The organism is Lentzea cavernae, from assembly GCF_014653695.1.
GTDB lineage: Bacteria > Actinomycetota > Actinomycetes > Mycobacteriales > Pseudonocardiaceae > Lentzea > Lentzea cavernae.
On sequence record NZ_BNAR01000012.1, the window covers coordinates 139,033 to 154,235 of the forward strand.

The following is a 15,203-nucleotide window of genomic DNA, read 5'->3' on the forward strand; positions in this document are numbered from 1 at the left end:
ACCAATCCGCGAACCATTCGACTTCAATTTACGTACCCGAGAGGTTTTCGCGTTCACGTTGTACTATCTGGTGGATTCCATGCTCGGCCACCGAGTCGCTAGGACTGCCGCCCGAAGCGAACTGTCGCCGATATCTGGGGAGGTCGTCAGCTTCATGGGTGATCAGGGCAAGGTCGCACAAGCCCACCAGGACGAAGAATTGCTCGCGCTGCTCTACGGGCAGTTTCAGCGGATGCTGTTCTCGCAGGTCCTGTGCCTGACCAACTACGACCGCCAGTGGACGGAAGACGTCGTTCAGGAGACGTTGATCAGGGCTTGGCAGAACTCCGCGAATCTCGTTCGTGAACCGGGGATGTTGCGCGGCTGGCTTTGTACTGTGGCTCGTCGCATTGTGATCGACGGATGGCGCAGCCGGCAGGCGCGCCCGCAGGAAGTCGAATTGTTGCGACCGGACATCGCCGAATCTCCGGACGACACAGAACAGACACTTTCGGTCATGGTCATTACCGATGTAGTACGCCAATTGAGTGATGAACACCGTTCAGCAATCTACGAAACGTATGTCATGGGACGCACGGTGAAGGAGGCCGCGATCGTTCTGGGAGTCCCGGAAGGAACCGTCAAGTCCCGGCTGTACAAGGCGATGCACACGATCCGCCGGGCGTTGCAGGACAGGAGCTAGTGATGGTGACCCGTCAACCACATCACGAGCACGTGCGAGCAGGGCAAGACCACGATCAGGATCCGGAGAACGAGAACCGCACGGACCCGGAAGGTCCGTGCGGTGATGTGGCGGCGTACGCGCTGGGGGTGCTCGACCCGGCGCAGCACGTCGGCTTCTCCCGGCACCTAGCCGGGTGCGAGGACTGCCGGCGCGACGTGGCCGACTTCGGCATGTTCGCGCCGGTGTTGCGACCGGTGCTGCGCGAGAACCCGCCCGGCGTGCGCCGGCCGTGCTCCGTCGCTCGCAGCATCCTGGTCGTGGCGGCGGGCGTCGTGGTGGCCATCGCCGCGGTGCTGTCGGTCGTGGAATCGCTGGCCTCGCACGCCGACGATGCCGTCGACGTCAGCACTCTCACGCGGGCCGCGCCCGTCCACGACGAGCGGTTTCCGCTGCTCGAACGCCTGTGAGTCCTGGTGAGGGCCGGAGAGCAGGCAGGCGAGGCGCACCCATGCGCGCATCAGCCCGGCGAAGATCATCGCTCGCTCTCACCCTCCGACTGCGAACAGCCCATAGTGCCGTTGACCGTTACCTGTGGGTAAGTTTGCCCGACCACGAAGCGCAGGTCTCTACGGTCGCCACCGAAGGAACACCGAAACCTTCGACCTGCGGTCCTCTCGGTACCGAAGGCAGGAGCGGACAGAGGTGACATCTCCACTGCTCGGCAGGGACGCGGAACTCGCGGCCCTCGGACGTCTGCTGGACGACGCGGTCGGCGGAACCGGCTCGTGCGTCGTTGTCACCGGCGGGTTCGGCATCGGCAAAACGGCGGTGCTCGACGCCCTCGCCGCCGAGGCCCGCGAACGCGGCTTCACCGTCCGCCTCGCCAAGAGCGCCCGCCTGGAGAGCCACCTCCCCGGCGCGGTGGTCCGCCAGCTCGCGCCGTGCCTCGCGGACGTGCACGACCTGGAAGAGCTGTACGCGCGCGCCGCGAACTCCGCCCGCAAGACGCCGATCCTCATGGTCATCGATGACGTGCACGTCGCCGACACCTTCTCCAAGCGCGCGCTCGCCTACCTGCGCCCGCGGCTGGAGCACATGCCGGTCGTCATCGCGCTCGGCGCGTCCCAGGGCTACCTCGCCACGGACGAGGTCACTCTGCCCGAGATCGCCGGCTCCCACCCGAACCGCCTCGACCTCACCGGCCTCGACGTCACCGCCATCGCGACCCTCACCGAGAACCTGCCCGGCCGCGACCCGCGGCGCTGCCACGAGCTCACCGGCGGCAACCCCTACCTGCTGCAGGCGTTGCTGCGCGAGGAGGGTGAGGGATCGGCCGCCGTCGGCGAGCTGATCGGAATGCGGCTGCGCGAGTACACCGGTGCCGCCGAGGTCGCCCGGTCCGCGGCCGTCCTGGACGGCGACGCCGGTCTCGAACTGCTGTCCGCGCTCACCGGCTTCGACGCGTTGCCCGCCGTCGACATGCTCGTCCGCCTCGGCGTGCTCGCCGACACCGACCCGCTCACGTTCCGGTACCCGTTCGTGCGCAACAGCATTCTCGCCGACATGCCGATCGCGGTCCGCTCCGCCGCGCACGCCCGCGCGGCCTGGCTGCTGTTCGAGGCGGACGCTCCCCGCGAGCGCGTCGCCGAGCACGTGCTGAAAGCCAGATCCGTCCGCTTACCGTGGTCCGTCGACCTGCTGCGCGAGGTCGGCGGCGTCGAGCACCTGGAACGAGCGCTCGACGAACATCTGTCCGAACAGGACCGCCTCGCGGTCGAGGTCGAGCTCGGACACACGGAACACCTGCGGGACAACGCACTGGGCCGCGACCGGGTCCGCGACGCACTGGTGCGGTGCGAGGACCCGCACCTCGCCGCGAGCGTCGCGCTGGCGTTGATCCAGCGCATGTGCACGGGCACGGACGCGCACTTCGCCGTCTCGCTCGCGATCATGGTCGTCGCACGGCTGCTGCCGGAGGACCGCGACATGGTCTGGAACCTCGTCTGCACCACCTACCTGCTGGCCGTCAACCGCGAGGCGCGCATGGCCAACTGCGCCGGCAAGTACTTCGAGGACCTCGTCGGCGACGTCCCGCAGGCCCCCGACCTCAAGCGCGCCCGGTCGGCGTTGCTCGCGGTCGGCAACGCCCGCAGCGGCGACTCGTACCCGGAGGCCGTCGAGTACGCGCTCGAAGCACTCGAAGGCGAGTGGATCGACGTCCTCGGGGCGTCCTACATCTTCACTTTCCTGGTGCCCGTCCTCGGTGACAACCCCGAGCACATCAACAAGTTCTGGCTCTCGCAGAGCACCGCGCCGGTCTCGCACGACCCTCATTTGCGCCGCGGGATGCTCAGCATGATCGCCCGCGCCTCCGCGTTCCACAACAGCGGCGACCTGGCCCGCGCCTACACCTTCCTGACGCCGCCCGTGTCGACCGGGAACGTGGACTGCCCCGCCGTCGTGCTCGCGACCGCCAAGCTGGCCGAGGTGTGCATCGAGATGGGGCAGTTCGACGAGGCCGCCCCGCTCGTCGCCGAAGACGGGAACATGTTGCAGCACATCAACATCGTCTACGCCCGGGGCCGTCTCAAGCTCGCGTCCCTGCACGCGGAGGGCGGCTTGGAGGACCTGCTGGAGGCGGGCAGGCGCCTCGCCACGCGCGAGATGCCCAACCCCGCGCTCATCCCGTGGCGCCACCACGCCGTGCGCGCGTACCTGGCGCTGGGCAACCGCGACGACGCGGCCCGGCTCGCGCACGAGGAACTCGACCTGGCCAAGCGCTGGGGTTCCCCGAGGGTGATCGGGACGGCGTTGATGAGCGTCGGCATCAGCACCGACGACGTCGACGTCCTCACGGAGGCGGAACAAATTCTCGCCTCGTCACCGCACCGGCTGCTGCACGCCCAGTCGTCGTACTGGCTCGGCCACCACCTGCGCCGCAAGGGCCGCGCCGAGGAGGCGGCCCACCACCTGCGCAAGTCGTTCGACCTGGCCCGGCACCTGAGTGCGCACCCGCTGGCCAAGCTCGCGGGCGACGAGGTCCGCGACGAGGACGACCAGGTGCAGGGCCTGACCAAGCAGGAGAACCGGGTCGCGCGGATGGCGGCGCAGGGCCTGACGAACCGGCAGATCGCCGAAGCCCTGCACCTCACCCGCCGCACCGTCGAGCTGCACCTGTCGAGCGCCTACCGCAAGCTCGCCATCACGGGACGGGCCGAGCTCGTCGCCGCGTTGTGGTCCTGACTCAGCCGAGCTGGGACGCCTCGCGGGCGAGAGCCTCGATGCGGTCCCAGTCACCGGCCTGCAGGGCGTCCTTCGGGGCCAGCCACGAACCGCCGACGCACCCGACGTTCGGCAGCGCCAGGTAGTTCGGCGCGGTCTGCGGCGTGATGCCCCCGGTCGGGCAGAACCGGATGTGCGGGATCGGCCCGCCGATCGACTTGAGGTAGTCGACCCCGCCCGCCGCCTCGGCGGGGAAGAACTTGAGCGCGTCGAGCCCGCGCTCGGCCAGCCGCAGCACCTCGGACACCGTCGCCGCGCCCGGCAGGTACGGCAGCCCGGTCGCGTCGGCGGCGTCGAGCACCCGGTCGGTCGTGCCGGGGGTGACGAGGAACGCCGCCCCGGCCTTCGCCGCCTGCTCGGCGTGCTCCGGCGCCGTGACGGTGCCCGCGCCGATCACGATCCCCGGCACCTCGCGCGCGACGTTCTCGATCGCCGCGAGCGCGGCCGGCGTGCGCAGCGTCAGCTCGATGACGCGGACGCCACCGCGCAGCAGCGCCTGGGCGAGCGGCACGGCGTGGTCGGCGTCGTCGACCACGACGACGGGGATGACGGGCGAGAGCGCGAGCAGGTCGGCTCCGGTGGTCGCGCCGTTGGTCACGGTGTCACTCCTTGGCAGATCTGATGATCGAAAACCGATATATCGCATGCTGCCCACCGCCTGTCGCCACCCGCCCGGATGCAAAAAACGTTTGCGGACGAAGTCAAAAGACTCGTTGCAAAGGTCGGTGGCAGGCGGCGGACACGGGATCGGCGGGGCGGTCTGGACGGGCGCCGCCGCCCCTTTGCAATGAGTCTTTTGACTTCGTCGTCCAAAGTCTCATTGCTAAGGGGCAGGTCAGCAGTGGTGCTTTCAACCAATATATTGCTTCTGGCGGGCTGGGCTAGTGATGTGTGACCGGGGCGAAGTGGTCAGCGGTGATCGGGCCGAACACCGTCGCCCCACGGTCAGCAGGCCCGACGCTACGGCGCAGCGCGGCGAACAGCTCTCGCCCGGTGCCCATCCACTCGCGGCTCGTCGGCGGGAAATCCACCAACGGCCGCGTCGCCAGCTCCTCTGCCGGCACCTGGACCTCGAGAGTCCCGGCGGTGGCGTCCAGACGCACGACGTCCCCGTCGCGAACCCGGCCGAGCGGACCGCCGACGGCGGCTTCCGGGGTCAGCTGGATGGCGGCCGGGATCTTGCCCGAAGCGCCGGACATGCGTCCGTCGGTCACGAGGCCGACCTTGTGGCCGCGGTCCATCAGCACCCCGAGAGGCGGCGTGAGCTTGTGGAGCTCGGGCATGCCGTTGGCCTGGGGACCCTGCTGGCGGACCACGACGACCACGTCGCGGTCGAGTTCGCCCGCCTTGAAGGCCTCCTGGAACGCCTCCTGCGTGGTGAAGACGCGGGCCGGGGCCTCGACGACGTGGTTCTCCACCGCCACCGCCGAGACCTTGATGACCGCGCGACCGAGGTTGCCGGTGAGCATGCGCAGGCCGCCGTCGGAGGCGAACGGGTCCGAGGCCGGGCGCAGGACCTCGAGGTCCAGGGAACGGCCGGGGCCGTCGACCCAGACGAGTTCGCCGTCGGCCAGCTTCGGCTCCTGGCGGTAGAGGTCGAGACCGTGGCCCGCCACGGTGGTGACGTCGGCGTGGAGCAGGCCGGCGTCCAGCAGGGTGCCGACGACGAACTGGACGCCGCCCGCCGCCTGGAAGTGGTTGATGTCGGCGCCGCCGTTCGGGTAGACCCGCGCGATCAGCGGGACCACGGCGGACAGGTCCGAGAAGTCGTCCCAGCTCAGTTCGATGCCCGCGGCGGCGGCGATGGCGACCAGGTGCATCGTGTGGTTCGTGGAACCGCCGGTCGCCAGCAGTGCGACGACACCGTTGATGACGGCCTTCTCGTCCACGACGTGCGCGATCGGGGTGTAGCCCTCGCCCTTGGCCATCTCGACGGCACGGCGGCCGGCGTGCTCGGTCAGGGCGCGGCGCAGGGGAGTGCCCGGCGGCACGAACGAGGCGCCCGGCAGGTGCAGGCCCATGACCTCGACGACCATCTGGTTCGAGTTCGCGGTGCCGTAGAACGTGCAGGTGCCGGGGGAGTGGTACGAGGCGGCCTCGGCCTCGAGCAGGTCTTCGCGCGACGCCTTGCCCTCCGCGTAGAGCTGCCGGACGCGGGCCTTCTCCTTGTTCGACAGGCCCGACTCCATCGGGCCGGCGGGCACGAGGATCGACGGCAGGTGCCCGAACGAGAGCGCCCCGATCAGCATGCCCGGCACGATCTTGTCGCACACGCCCAGCAGCACGGCGGCGTCGAACATCTCGTGCGACAGGGCCACACCGGTCGACATCGCGATGACGTCGCGGCTGAACAGCGACAGCTCCATGCCGTCACGGCCCTGGGTGACGCCGTCGCACATCGCGGGCACGCCGCCCGCGAACTGGGACACGCCGCCGACGGCGCGCACGGCGTCCTTGATCCAGGCCGGGTACTCCTGGAACGGCTGGTGGGCCGAGAGCATGTCGTTGTACGACGACACGATCGCGACGTTGGACCGGCGCAGCGCCCGCAGCGCCGCCTTGTCGCCGCCGGTGATTCCGGCGAAGCCGTGCGCCAGGTTGCTGCACGCGAAGCCGGACCGGGACGTTCCGTCCTGCGCGGCCTCGGCCACGCGCTCGAGGTACGCGCGGCGGGAATCGGCGCTTCGAGCGGCGATCCGGCGCGTCACCTCTGTCAGAACAGGATGCAGTTCGGTCATAGGGGTCTCCGGGGTCATCACGGGCCGTGGTGGGGCCCTCACGAGACGACAACGGTGGCGTCCCACGGACGGGCGTGACGCCACACACAGTAAGTCATGGCTGGTCGCAAGCACAAAACCGATTCAGTAGCCAGTAGGTGGCCAGTTGTGAATCTTGGCGTGTGGTGCTTGTCACATGGCTTGAGATTGGGCAGAGTGCGGGGCACGACCTTGGAACGGAGGTGTCCCATGAACTCCACGGAGATCGTCGAGCTGCGCCGGGTCATCGGTCAGATGCGGCATGCCGTCAGCAACCTGCGCGCCAGGTATGGCGACGTGGCGGCCGTGCAACGGCTGGCCAACGACGTAGAGCGCATGGACATCGACGCCACCGAACTCGTCGACCTGAGCACCCCGAGGCAGCGCGAAGCGCCTCAAGTGGAACGCGAGGTCGTGGTCGTGCCCGACACGCCCTACGACGAGTCGCTCTGGAAGGACGCGGACGACGAAGGACTCGGTGGGTACCGGCACCGGACCTGACCCAGCCCGAACTCACGGCCCTCGCAGTCAGCGGGGGCCGTTGCGCGTTTCCTCCACAACGACGTGGACCCCCAGAAAGGTGACCAATGGCGAGGGCAGAGATCGCCGCCAGGACTCTGCGCACGGACCGATGGTGGTTGCCGCCGCTGACGACGTTCGTCGGCTTGCTGCTCATCTCGATCTACGCGGCGTTCCGCACGTTTCAGGGGAACTACTACTGGGTCGACCAGTACCACTACCTCACACCGATGTACTCGCCGTGCCTCACCGAGGAGTGCATCCCCGCGGCCTCGCACTTCGGTCAGTGGTTCCCGGCGCTGCCGGGGTTCCTGACCCCGCCGCTGCTGATCATCCCGTTCCTGCTGGGATTCCGGATCACCTGCTACTACTACCGCAAGGCCTACTACCGCGCGGCCTGGGCGTCGCCGCCCGCGTGCGCCGTGGCCGAGCCGCACAGCAAGTACACCGGTGAGACCAGGTTCCCGCTCATCGCGCAGAACCTGCACCGCTACTTCTTCTACGCGGCCTCGCTCCTGCTGCTGATCAACATCTACGACGCGGTCCTCGCGTTCGGCACCGGCGTCGGCCTGGGCAACATCATCCTGCTGGTCAACGTGAGCCTGCTGGCCGCGTACACGCTGTCGTGCCACTCGTGCCGCCACATCGCGGGCGGGCGCCTCAAGCACTTCTCCAAACACCCCGTCCGGTACTGGATGTGGACGCAGATCTCGAAGCTCAACAACCGGCACATGCAGCTCGCGTGGGCCTCGCTGATCTTCGTCTGCCTGACGGACCTGTACGTCGCCCTGGTCGCCTCGGAAACGATCTCCGACCTCCGCTTCATCAACTAGGAGTGGTTTTGCCCGAGCTGGAAAGGCACTCGTTCGACGTTCTCGTGATCGGCGCGGGTGGTGCCGGTCTGCGAGCCGCGATCGAGGCCCGTGAGCACGGCCTGCGCACCGCCGTTCTCTGCAAGTCGTTGTTCGGCAAGGCCCACACCGTCATGGCCGAGGGCGGCATCGCCGCCGCCATGGGCAACGCGAACGAGAGCGACAACTGGCAGGTGCACTTCCGCGACACCATGCGCGGCGGCAAGTTCCTGAACAACTGGCGCATGGCCGAGCTGCACGCACAGGAAGCACCGCAACGGGTCTGGGAGCTCGAGACCTACGGCGCGCTGTTCGACCGCACCAAGGACGGCCGGATCTCGCAGCGCAACTTCGGCGGCCACGAGTACCCGCGCCTCGCCCACGTCGGCGACCGCACCGGCCTCGAGCTGATCCGCACGCTGCAGCAGAAGATCGTGTCGTTGCAGCAGGACGACTTCAAGGAGTTCGGCGACTACGAGGCACGCCTGCGGGTGTTCCAGGAGTTCACCGTCACCGAGCTCGCGAAGGACGGCGACAAGATCGCCGGGGCGTTCGGCTACTGGCGCGAGTCCGGCCGGTTCGTCCTCTTCGAGGCGCCCGCGGTGATCCTCGCGACCGGCGGCATCGGCAAGTCGTTCAAGGTCACCTCGAACTCCTGGGAGTACACCGGCGACGGCCACGCGCTCGCGATGCGCGCAGGGGCCTCGCTGATCAACATGGAGTTCATCCAGTTCCACCCCACCGGCATGGTCTGGCCGCCGTCGGTCAAGGGCATCCTCGTCACCGAGTCCGTCCGCGGTGACGGTGGCGTGCTGCGCAACTCCGAGGGCAAGCGGTTCATGTTCGACTACATCCCCGAGGTGTTCAAGGACAAGTACGCCGACAACGAGGAAGAAGCCGACCGCTGGTACACCGACCAGGCGAACAACCGGCGCCCACCGGAGCTCCTGCCCCGTGACGAGGTCGCCCGCGCGATCAACTCCGAGGTCAAGGCGGAGCGCGGCTCACCGCACGGCGGCGTCTTCCTCGACGTGTCGACGCGGCTGCCCGCCGAGGAGATCCGGCGCAGGCTCCCGTCCATGCACCACCAGTTCAAGGAACTGGCCGACGTGGACATCACCGCGCAGCCGATGGAGGTCGGCCCGACCTGTCACTACGTGATGGGCGGCGTCGAAGTGGACCCGGACACCGGATCCTCCTCCGTGCCAGGGCTCTTCGCCGCGGGCGAGGTCTCCGGCGGCATGCACGGCTCGAACCGGCTGGGCGGCAACTCGCTGTCGGACCTGCTGGTCTTCGGCCGGCGTGCCGGAGCGGGAGCCGCGGAGTACGTGCGGGCGCTCGGGGACCGTCCTGCCGTCGCGGAGGACGCCGTCACCGAGGCGCGCGCCACGGCCCTCAAACCGTTCCAGCAGGAGGGCGGTGAGAACCCGTACACCCTGCACATGGAGCTGCAGCAGTCGATGAACGACCTCGTCGGCATCATCCGCCGCCAAGGCGAGATGGAAGAGGCGTTGCAGCGGCTGGAGAAGCTCAAGGAACGCGCGCGGTCGCTGACCGTCGAGGGCCACCAGCAGTTCAACCCCGGCTGGCACCTCGCCCTGGACCTGCGCAACATGCTGCTCGTGTCGGAGTGCGTGGCGAAGGCCGCGCTGCTGCGCACGGAGTCGCGCGGCGGTCACACCCGCGACGACCACCCGTCGATGGACGCGGAGTGGCGCCGCAAGCTGCTGGTGTGCACGGCCGACGGGGACGGGGCGACGGTGACCGAGAAACCGCAGATCCCGATCCGGAACGACCTGCTCGACCTGTTCGAACGCACCGAACTGGAGAAGTACCTCACCGCGGAGGAGTTGTCATGAGCTACCAGGGGAAGTTCCGGGTGTGGCGCGGTGACGACTCCGGCGGTGCGCTGGAGGACTTCACCGTCGAGGTCAACGAGGGCGAGGTCGTCCTCGACATCATCCACCGGCTGCAGGCCACGCAGACCCCGGACCTCGCGGTGCGGTGGAACTGCAAGGCCGGCAAGTGCGGCTCGTGCTCGGCGGAGATCAACGGACGCCCGCGCCTGCTGTGCATGACCCGCATGTCGGTCTTCGAGGAGTCGGAGACGATCACGGTCACGCCGATGCGGACGTTCCCGATCATCCGCGACCTCGTGACCGACGTGTCGTTCAACTACACCAAGGCGCGCGAGGTCCCGTCGTTCACGCCGCCGAAGGACCTGGCGCCGGGCGAGTACCGGATGCAACAGGTCGACGTCGAGCGCTCGCAGGAGTTCCGCAAGTGCATCGAGTGCTTCCTGTGCCAGAACACCTGCCACGTGGTGCGTGACCACGAGGAGAACAAGGAGGCGTTCTCGGGGCCGCGGTTCCTCATGCGGGTCGCCGAACTGGAGATGCACCCGCTCGACACGGCGGACCGCGTCGACCAGGCCCAGGACGACCACGGGCTCGGCCTGTGCAACATCACCAAGTGCTGCAGCGAGGTGTGCCCCGAGCACATCCACATCACCGACAACGCGCTCATCCCGATGAAGGAGCGCGTCGCCGACCGCAAGTACGACCCGATCGTCTGGCTGGGCAACAAGCTGTTCAAGCGGTCCTAGCCGCCTGCGGCACGACCAGCCGGGACTCGTAGGCCATCACCACGGCCTGCGCCCGGCTGGTCAGCCGCAACTTCGTCATCACGCGGTTGAGGTGCGTCTTCACCGTGCCCTCCGTGACCGTAAGGCGGGCCGCTATCGCCGTGTTCGTCAGCCCGGTGCCGACGAGCCTGAGCACCTCGCGTTCGCGGTCCGTCAGCTCGTCGAGCCCGACCGAACGCCACGGCGAGGCGTCCGCGTCGCCTCTCAGATAGGCCGCCACGAGCCTGCGCATCACGGTGGGGCTGAACTGCATCTCCCCGGACGCGACGGCCTTGATCGCGGCGATCAGCCTGGCCGGTTCGGACTCCTTGAGCACGAACCCCGCCGCGCCCAGCCGCAACGCCTCGTGGACGTGCTCGTCCAGGTCGAAGGTGGTCAGCACCAGCACCCGCGCGGACGTCGTCACGCGCTTGAGCGCGGCCAGGCCCGGCAGGCGGATGTCGAGCAGGATCACGTCCGGCCGCGACGACTCGGCGAGCGCGGAGGCGGTGTCGCCGTCCCCGGCCTCGCCGACGACGGTCAGATCAGGTGAAGCGTTCAACAACGCGACCAGACCCGCACGGAACAACGGCTGGTCGTCGACCACAAGCACGCGCGCCACGATGCCCCTCACTCATGTGACGTCACCGCGGTAGATCCCCCACCAGGAGCGTACCGCGAAAGTTGACAGGAGATCCACTCCCCGTGAGACGACCCGGTTCCGCCCGCGTCGATACGTTCCGCGCCATGCGCACCGCATCGGCCGACCTGCTCGCCGTCCGGACGGTCACCGTCGACGGCTCGGACGTCTACCTCAGGGTCACGGCCAGCCCGGTCGACCTGGAGATCCGGTGGTCCCGCGACGGCGAGCACCGGGGCAGCCCCGTGCTGTTCCCGGCGGGCGACCGCTCGCGCAGGCTGCTCGGCACCGGCTTCCGCGCTGGCACCACCTTCTGCCTCGACGTCGTGGGGGAGACGGGCCAGGCCTGGTGCGGCGTCGTCGACTGGAACGTCTGAGGAACGACGGAGGGGGCGTGTCCGAAGTGGACACGCCCCCTCCGCCGTTCGAACGGCGTCAGACGGTGACCCCGCCGGGGACGGCCGTCGACGCGTTGCCGAGCTGGACCTGCCCGGCGGCGTCGCCATCGGTGTGGATGACCTTCTTGTTGCGGCGGTTGCGCTTCTCGAGGTAGTTCGCGAACCACGTCAGCAACAGGCACAGTCCGATGTAGATCAGGGCGACCACGATCATGACCGAGATCATCGGCCGGCCGAAGTTCACCGCGTCACCACCGATGCGCGTGCCCCACCGCAGCAGCTCCTCGAACGTGATGAGGAAGCCGAGCGCGGTGTCCTTCAGCAGCACGACGAGCTGGCTGATGATGGTCGGCATCATCGCCCGCAACGCCTGCGGCAGCAGCACGAACGTCATCACCTGCGTCTTGCGCATGCCCAGGGCGTACGCGGCCTCGCTCTGGCCCTTGGGCAGCGAGTTGATGCCCGCGCGGAAGATCTCCGCGAGCACCGAGCCGTTGTACAGCATCAGGCTGACGACGACCGCGGTGAACGCGCTCAGCTTGATGCCGGCCGACGGAAGGCCGTAGTAGAAGAAGAACATCATGATCACGAGCGGGATCGCGCGGAAGATCTCGACGATCACCGCCGCGGGGGTGCGCACCCAGGCGTGGTCCGACAGCCGTGCCGCGGCGAAGATCGCGCCGAACGCGAGTGCCAGCACCGCGCCGACGGCGAACGCCGACAGGGTGTTGCCGATCGCCTCGACCAGCGACAGCTGGATCTGCTTGTAGTTGATCCAGTCGAGCCTGCGGGCGGTGAACTGGTCGGTGGCGACGAAGCGCATGACCACGTACGCGACCCCGGCGAGCGCCGCGGCGATGCCGATGACGGCCATGATCTTGTGACGGACGCGGGCCTTCGGGCCGGGGACGTCGAACAGCACCATGCTCATCGGGCCACGCTCCACCGCTTCTCGAAGACCTGCTGGACGTACGTCAGCGGCATCACCAGGACGACGAACCCGATCGCCACCCAGATGAGTCCGAACAGGACGTTGTCACCCTGCTCCGACAGCGCGTCGCGGATCGACCCCGCCTGGGGGACGGCGAACCCCGACGCGACGGTCGTGTTCTTCAGCAACGCGATCATCGTGCTCGTCATCGGCGGCACGACCGAGCGCAACGCCTGCGGCAGCACCACGTTGCCGAGCATCTGCGTGAACGTCAGGCCGAGCGCGCGTGACGCCTCCGCCTGACCGACCGGCACCGTGTTGATGCCCGAGCGCACGACCTCGCAGACGAACGCCGCGGTGTAGAGCGTCAGCGCGACCACGGCCGCGGTGTAGGGCTCGATCCGCAGGATCTCCAGGAGCGGGTACGCGAAGAGGAAGAACACGAAGACCAGCGTGAGCGGCGTGTTGCGCAGCACCGTCACGTAGGTGGCACCGATGCCCCGGAAGACCGGTACGGGGCTGACCCGCAGAGCGGCCAGGAGCGTGCCCAGCACCAGCGACAGCACCGCGGAGATCGCGAAGAGCTGCAGCGTCTGGCCGAACAGGCGCAGGAACAGTTCTAGGTTGTTGGTGAGGACGCTCATCGGTTTCCTTGCCGTCCGTCCGCCTTCAAAGGAACGGCCGGCGGACCCACGCGGGATCCACCGGCCACGTGACTAACCCGTCAGTAGCGGTCGATCGTCGGCTTCTGGGCCGCCGAACCCGACTTGCCGAGCGTGCCGTCGTAGATCTTCTGCCAGTCGCCACCGTCGAGCGCGGCCTGCAGGACGTCGTTCACCTTGTCGCGCAGGGCCTTGTCGTCCTTGGGCAGGCCGATGCCGTAGGGCTCGCTGGAGAACGTCTTGCCGACGACCTTGAGCTTGCCCTCCTCGGCGGCGGCGTAGCCCTTGAGGATCGCGTCGTCCGTGGTGACCGCGTCGACCTCACCGTTGAGCAGCTTCGTGACGCACTGCGAGTAGCCCTGGAACTCCTGGATGTTCTCGGGCTCGGTGTAGTTGTTGTCGCGGATCTTCTTGATCGGCGTGGAGCCGGTGACCGAGCAGACCTTCTTGCCCTTGAGGGTCTCCGGGCCGGTGATGTCGGCGTTGTCCTTCTTCACCAGCAGGTCCTGACCGGCGACGAAGTACGGGCCGGCGAACGCGACCTTCTCCTTGCGGCCGGCGTTGATCGTGTAGGTGCCGACGTAGTAGTCGACGTCACCGTTGATCAGCGCCTGCTCGCGGGCGGCCGACTGGATCGTCTTGAACTGGATCTTCTCGGGGTCGAAGCCGAGCTTCGCCGAGATCAGTCGCGCGATGTCGATGTCGAAGCCGCTGTACTTGTTGGTCGTCGGGTCCTTGTAGCCCAGACCCGGCTGGTCTTCCTTCACGCCGACGATCAGCGAGCCGCGAGACTTGATCTTCTCGAACGTGGGCGAGCCGTCGACCTTGACGTCCTTGGCGACCTCGAACAGACCGGCGGGCGCGGCGCCCTGGTCGGCAGGGCTGCCTTCCTTGCCACACGCGGTCAGGGCCAGTGCGCCAGTGAGCAGCACCGCCGCAAGGGTGCGAACCCTCATCGTCCTTCTCCTGCCATTCGTCCGTAAGTGGGCTGACTACTAGTGAGTCAGGATCTTGCCAAGGAAGTCCTTCGCGCGGTTGGACTTCGGGGCCGAGAAGAACTCTTCCGGGGTCGAGTCCTCGACGACCTCGCCGTCGGACATGAAGATCACCCGGTCCGCGGCCTTGCGGGCGAAGCCCATCTCGTGCGTGACGACGAGCATCGTCATGCCGTCCTTCGCGAGGCCCGTCATGACGTCCAGGACCTCCTGGACCATCTCGGGGTCGAGCGCGGACGTGGGCTCGTCGAACAGCATCACCTTGGGCTTCATGGCGAGCGCGCGGGCGATCGCCGCACGCTGCTGCTGTCCACCCGAGAGCTGGGCCGGGAACTTGTCGGCCTGGTTCGCGATCCCGACCCGCTCCAGCAGTTCCATCGCGGTCTTGCGCGCTTCGGCGGCAGGAGTCTTGCGAACCTTCTGCGGCGCCAGCATCACGTTGTCGACAATGGTCTTGTGCGCGAACAGGTTGAAGGACTGGAACACCATGCCGACGTCGGCGCGGAGTCGAGCCAGTTCTTTTCCTTCGGCGGGAAGCGGCTGCCCGTCGACCTCGATGACGCCGGAATCGATCGGCTCGAGGCGGTTGATGGTCCGGCACAGGGTCGACTTACCGGAACCCGACGGCCCCAGCACGACCACGACCTGCCCCTTCGGCACTTCCAGCTGCACGTTCTTGAGCACGTGCAACGGGCCGAAGAACTTGTCCACACCCGCCACACGAATCATCGGCGGTGCAGAGGCGGCAGTCATCCAGTCCTCCATTTGGGGTCGTCGGCGTTGGCGGAAACCTAGGTGTCGGCCACCACACCAGTCCAGGACATTGAGCAAGACTTAGGGTCTCAACTCTGTCACAGGCAGACATCGGTTGCCCGGGAGGTA

15 protein-coding genes are annotated in these 15,203 nt (G+C 68.0%); 8 read left to right on the forward strand and 7 right to left on the reverse strand.

Annotation, left to right across the window (positions count from 1 at the left end):
• The first annotated feature begins 154 nt into the window (after positions 1-154).
• The 3 genes from IE307_RS32580 to IE307_RS32590 all read left to right on the forward strand — a co-directional run bounded on the left by IE307_RS32580 (position 155) and on the right by IE307_RS32590 (position 3,907).
• On the forward strand, positions 155-682 hold the full coding sequence (locus tag IE307_RS32580) for a sigma-70 family RNA polymerase sigma factor (RefSeq protein ID WP_191303239.1): 528 nt from the start codon (positions 155-157) through the stop codon (positions 680-682).
• A 32-nt stretch (positions 683-714) separates the two neighbouring features.
• The gene (locus tag IE307_RS32585) at positions 715-1,131 is read left to right on the forward strand and encodes a zf-HC2 domain-containing protein (RefSeq protein ID WP_191303240.1); all 417 of its coding nucleotides are present in this window, start codon (positions 715-717) and stop codon (positions 1,129-1,131) included.
• Between the two features lie 235 nt (positions 1,132-1,366).
• Entirely contained in the window at positions 1,367-3,907 is a 2,541-nt protein-coding gene (locus IE307_RS32590) for a helix-turn-helix transcriptional regulator (protein WP_191303241.1), read from the forward strand.
• A 1-nt stretch (position 3,908) separates the two neighbouring features.
• Here IE307_RS32590 and eda read toward each other — a convergent pair whose 3' ends face one another.
• The gene (gene eda / locus IE307_RS32595) at positions 3,909-4,544 is read right to left on the reverse strand and encodes a bifunctional 4-hydroxy-2-oxoglutarate aldolase/2-dehydro-3-deoxy-phosphogluconate aldolase (RefSeq protein ID WP_229905285.1); all 636 of its coding nucleotides are present in this window, start codon (positions 4,542-4,544) and stop codon (positions 3,909-3,911) included.
• 283 nt (positions 4,545-4,827) lie between these two features.
• Positions 4,828-6,684 (reverse strand): phosphogluconate dehydratase, encoded by a 1,857-nt coding sequence (edd, locus tag IE307_RS32600; RefSeq protein WP_191303243.1) that lies wholly within the window; start codon positions 6,682-6,684, stop codon positions 4,828-4,830.
• 228 nt (positions 6,685-6,912) lie between these two features.
• Between edd and IE307_RS32605 the strand changes: the two genes are divergently transcribed.
• The 4 genes from IE307_RS32605 to IE307_RS32620 all read left to right on the forward strand — a co-directional run bounded on the left by IE307_RS32605 (position 6,913) and on the right by IE307_RS32620 (position 10,677).
• Positions 6,913-7,203: an Rv0250c family protein gene (locus IE307_RS32605; RefSeq protein ID WP_089924263.1), complete on the forward strand. Its 291-nt coding sequence runs from the start codon at positions 6,913-6,915 to the stop codon at positions 7,201-7,203.
• An 86-nt stretch (positions 7,204-7,289) separates the two neighbouring features.
• A complete protein-coding gene (gene sdhC / locus IE307_RS32610) occupies positions 7,290-8,054 on the forward strand; it encodes a succinate dehydrogenase subunit SdhC (RefSeq protein WP_191303244.1) in 765 nt (254 codons plus the stop codon).
• 8 nt (positions 8,055-8,062) lie between these two features.
• On the forward strand, positions 8,063-9,931 hold the full coding sequence (locus tag IE307_RS32615; protein WP_191303245.1) for a fumarate reductase/succinate dehydrogenase flavoprotein subunit: 1,869 nt from the start codon (positions 8,063-8,065) through the stop codon (positions 9,929-9,931).
• Positions 9,928-10,677 carry a succinate dehydrogenase/fumarate reductase iron-sulfur subunit gene (locus tag IE307_RS32620; RefSeq protein ID WP_191303246.1) on the forward strand — a complete coding sequence of 250 codons (750 nt, stop codon included), beginning with the start codon at positions 9,928-9,930 and terminating at the stop codon, positions 10,675-10,677. The genes IE307_RS32615 and IE307_RS32620 overlap by 4 nt, the downstream gene beginning before the upstream one ends.
• On the opposite strand, the gene IE307_RS32625 is transcribed toward IE307_RS32620, so the two are convergent.
• The gene (locus tag IE307_RS32625) at positions 10,664-11,317 is read right to left on the reverse strand and encodes a response regulator (protein ID WP_191303247.1); all 654 of its coding nucleotides are present in this window, start codon (positions 11,315-11,317) and stop codon (positions 10,664-10,666) included. The genes IE307_RS32620 and IE307_RS32625 overlap by 14 nt on opposite strands.
• 125 nt (positions 11,318-11,442) lie before the next feature.
• Between IE307_RS32625 and IE307_RS32630 the strand changes: the two genes are divergently transcribed.
• A complete protein-coding gene (locus IE307_RS32630; RefSeq protein ID WP_191303248.1) occupies positions 11,443-11,712 on the forward strand; it encodes a hypothetical protein in 270 nt (89 codons plus the stop codon).
• Positions 11,713-11,770: 58 nt separating this feature from the next.
• On the opposite strand, the gene IE307_RS32635 is transcribed toward IE307_RS32630, so the two are convergent.
• From IE307_RS32635 to IE307_RS32650, 4 genes are all read right to left on the reverse strand, one after another.
• Positions 11,771-12,664 carry an amino acid ABC transporter permease gene (locus IE307_RS32635; RefSeq protein WP_191303249.1) on the reverse strand — a complete coding sequence of 298 codons (894 nt, stop codon included), beginning with the start codon at positions 12,662-12,664 and terminating at the stop codon, positions 11,771-11,773.
• Positions 12,661-13,308 carry an amino acid ABC transporter permease gene (locus IE307_RS32640; RefSeq protein ID WP_191303250.1) on the reverse strand — a complete coding sequence of 216 codons (648 nt, stop codon included), beginning with the start codon at positions 13,306-13,308 and terminating at the stop codon, positions 12,661-12,663. The genes IE307_RS32635 and IE307_RS32640 overlap by 4 nt, the downstream gene beginning before the upstream one ends.
• An 80-nt stretch (positions 13,309-13,388) precedes the next feature.
• Positions 13,389-14,282, reverse strand: coding sequence for a glutamate ABC transporter substrate-binding protein (locus tag IE307_RS32645; protein WP_191303251.1), 894 nt, complete (start codon positions 14,280-14,282; stop codon positions 13,389-13,391).
• A gap of 39 nt (positions 14,283-14,321) precedes the next feature.
• Entirely contained in the window at positions 14,322-15,050 is a 729-nt protein-coding gene (locus tag IE307_RS32650; RefSeq protein WP_191303363.1) for an amino acid ABC transporter ATP-binding protein, read from the reverse strand.
• Positions 15,051-15,203: the final 153 nt, after the last annotated feature.

Excerpts from the sequence above, each read along its gene's own strand:
- IE307_RS32580 (WP_191303239.1), top strand. The coding sequence starts at position 155 with ATGGGTGATCAGGGCAAGGTCGCACAAGCCCACCAGGACGAAGAATTG.
- edd (WP_191303243.1), bottom strand. The coding sequence starts at position 6,684 with ATGACCGAACTGCATCCTGTTCTGACAGAGGTGACGCGCCGGATCGCC.
- IE307_RS32605 (WP_089924263.1), top strand. The coding sequence starts at position 6,913 with ATGAACTCCACGGAGATCGTCGAGCTGCGCCGGGTCATCGGTCAGATG.
- sdhC (WP_191303244.1), top strand. The coding sequence starts at position 7,290 with ATGGCGAGGGCAGAGATCGCCGCCAGGACTCTGCGCACGGACCGATGG.
- IE307_RS32620 (WP_191303246.1), top strand. The coding sequence starts at position 9,928 with ATGAGCTACCAGGGGAAGTTCCGGGTGTGGCGCGGTGACGACTCCGGC.
- IE307_RS32630 (WP_191303248.1), top strand. The coding sequence starts at position 11,443 with ATGCGCACCGCATCGGCCGACCTGCTCGCCGTCCGGACGGTCACCGTC.
- IE307_RS32635 (WP_191303249.1), bottom strand. The coding sequence starts at position 12,664 with ATGAGCATGGTGCTGTTCGACGTCCCCGGCCCGAAGGCCCGCGTCCGT.
- IE307_RS32640 (WP_191303250.1), bottom strand. The coding sequence starts at position 13,308 with ATGAGCGTCCTCACCAACAACCTAGAACTGTTCCTGCGCCTGTTCGGC.
- IE307_RS32645 (WP_191303251.1), bottom strand. The coding sequence starts at position 14,282 with ATGAGGGTTCGCACCCTTGCGGCGGTGCTGCTCACTGGCGCACTGGCC.
- IE307_RS32650 (WP_191303363.1), bottom strand. The coding sequence starts at position 15,050 with ATGATTCGTGTGGCGGGTGTGGACAAGTTCTTCGGCCCGTTGCACGTG.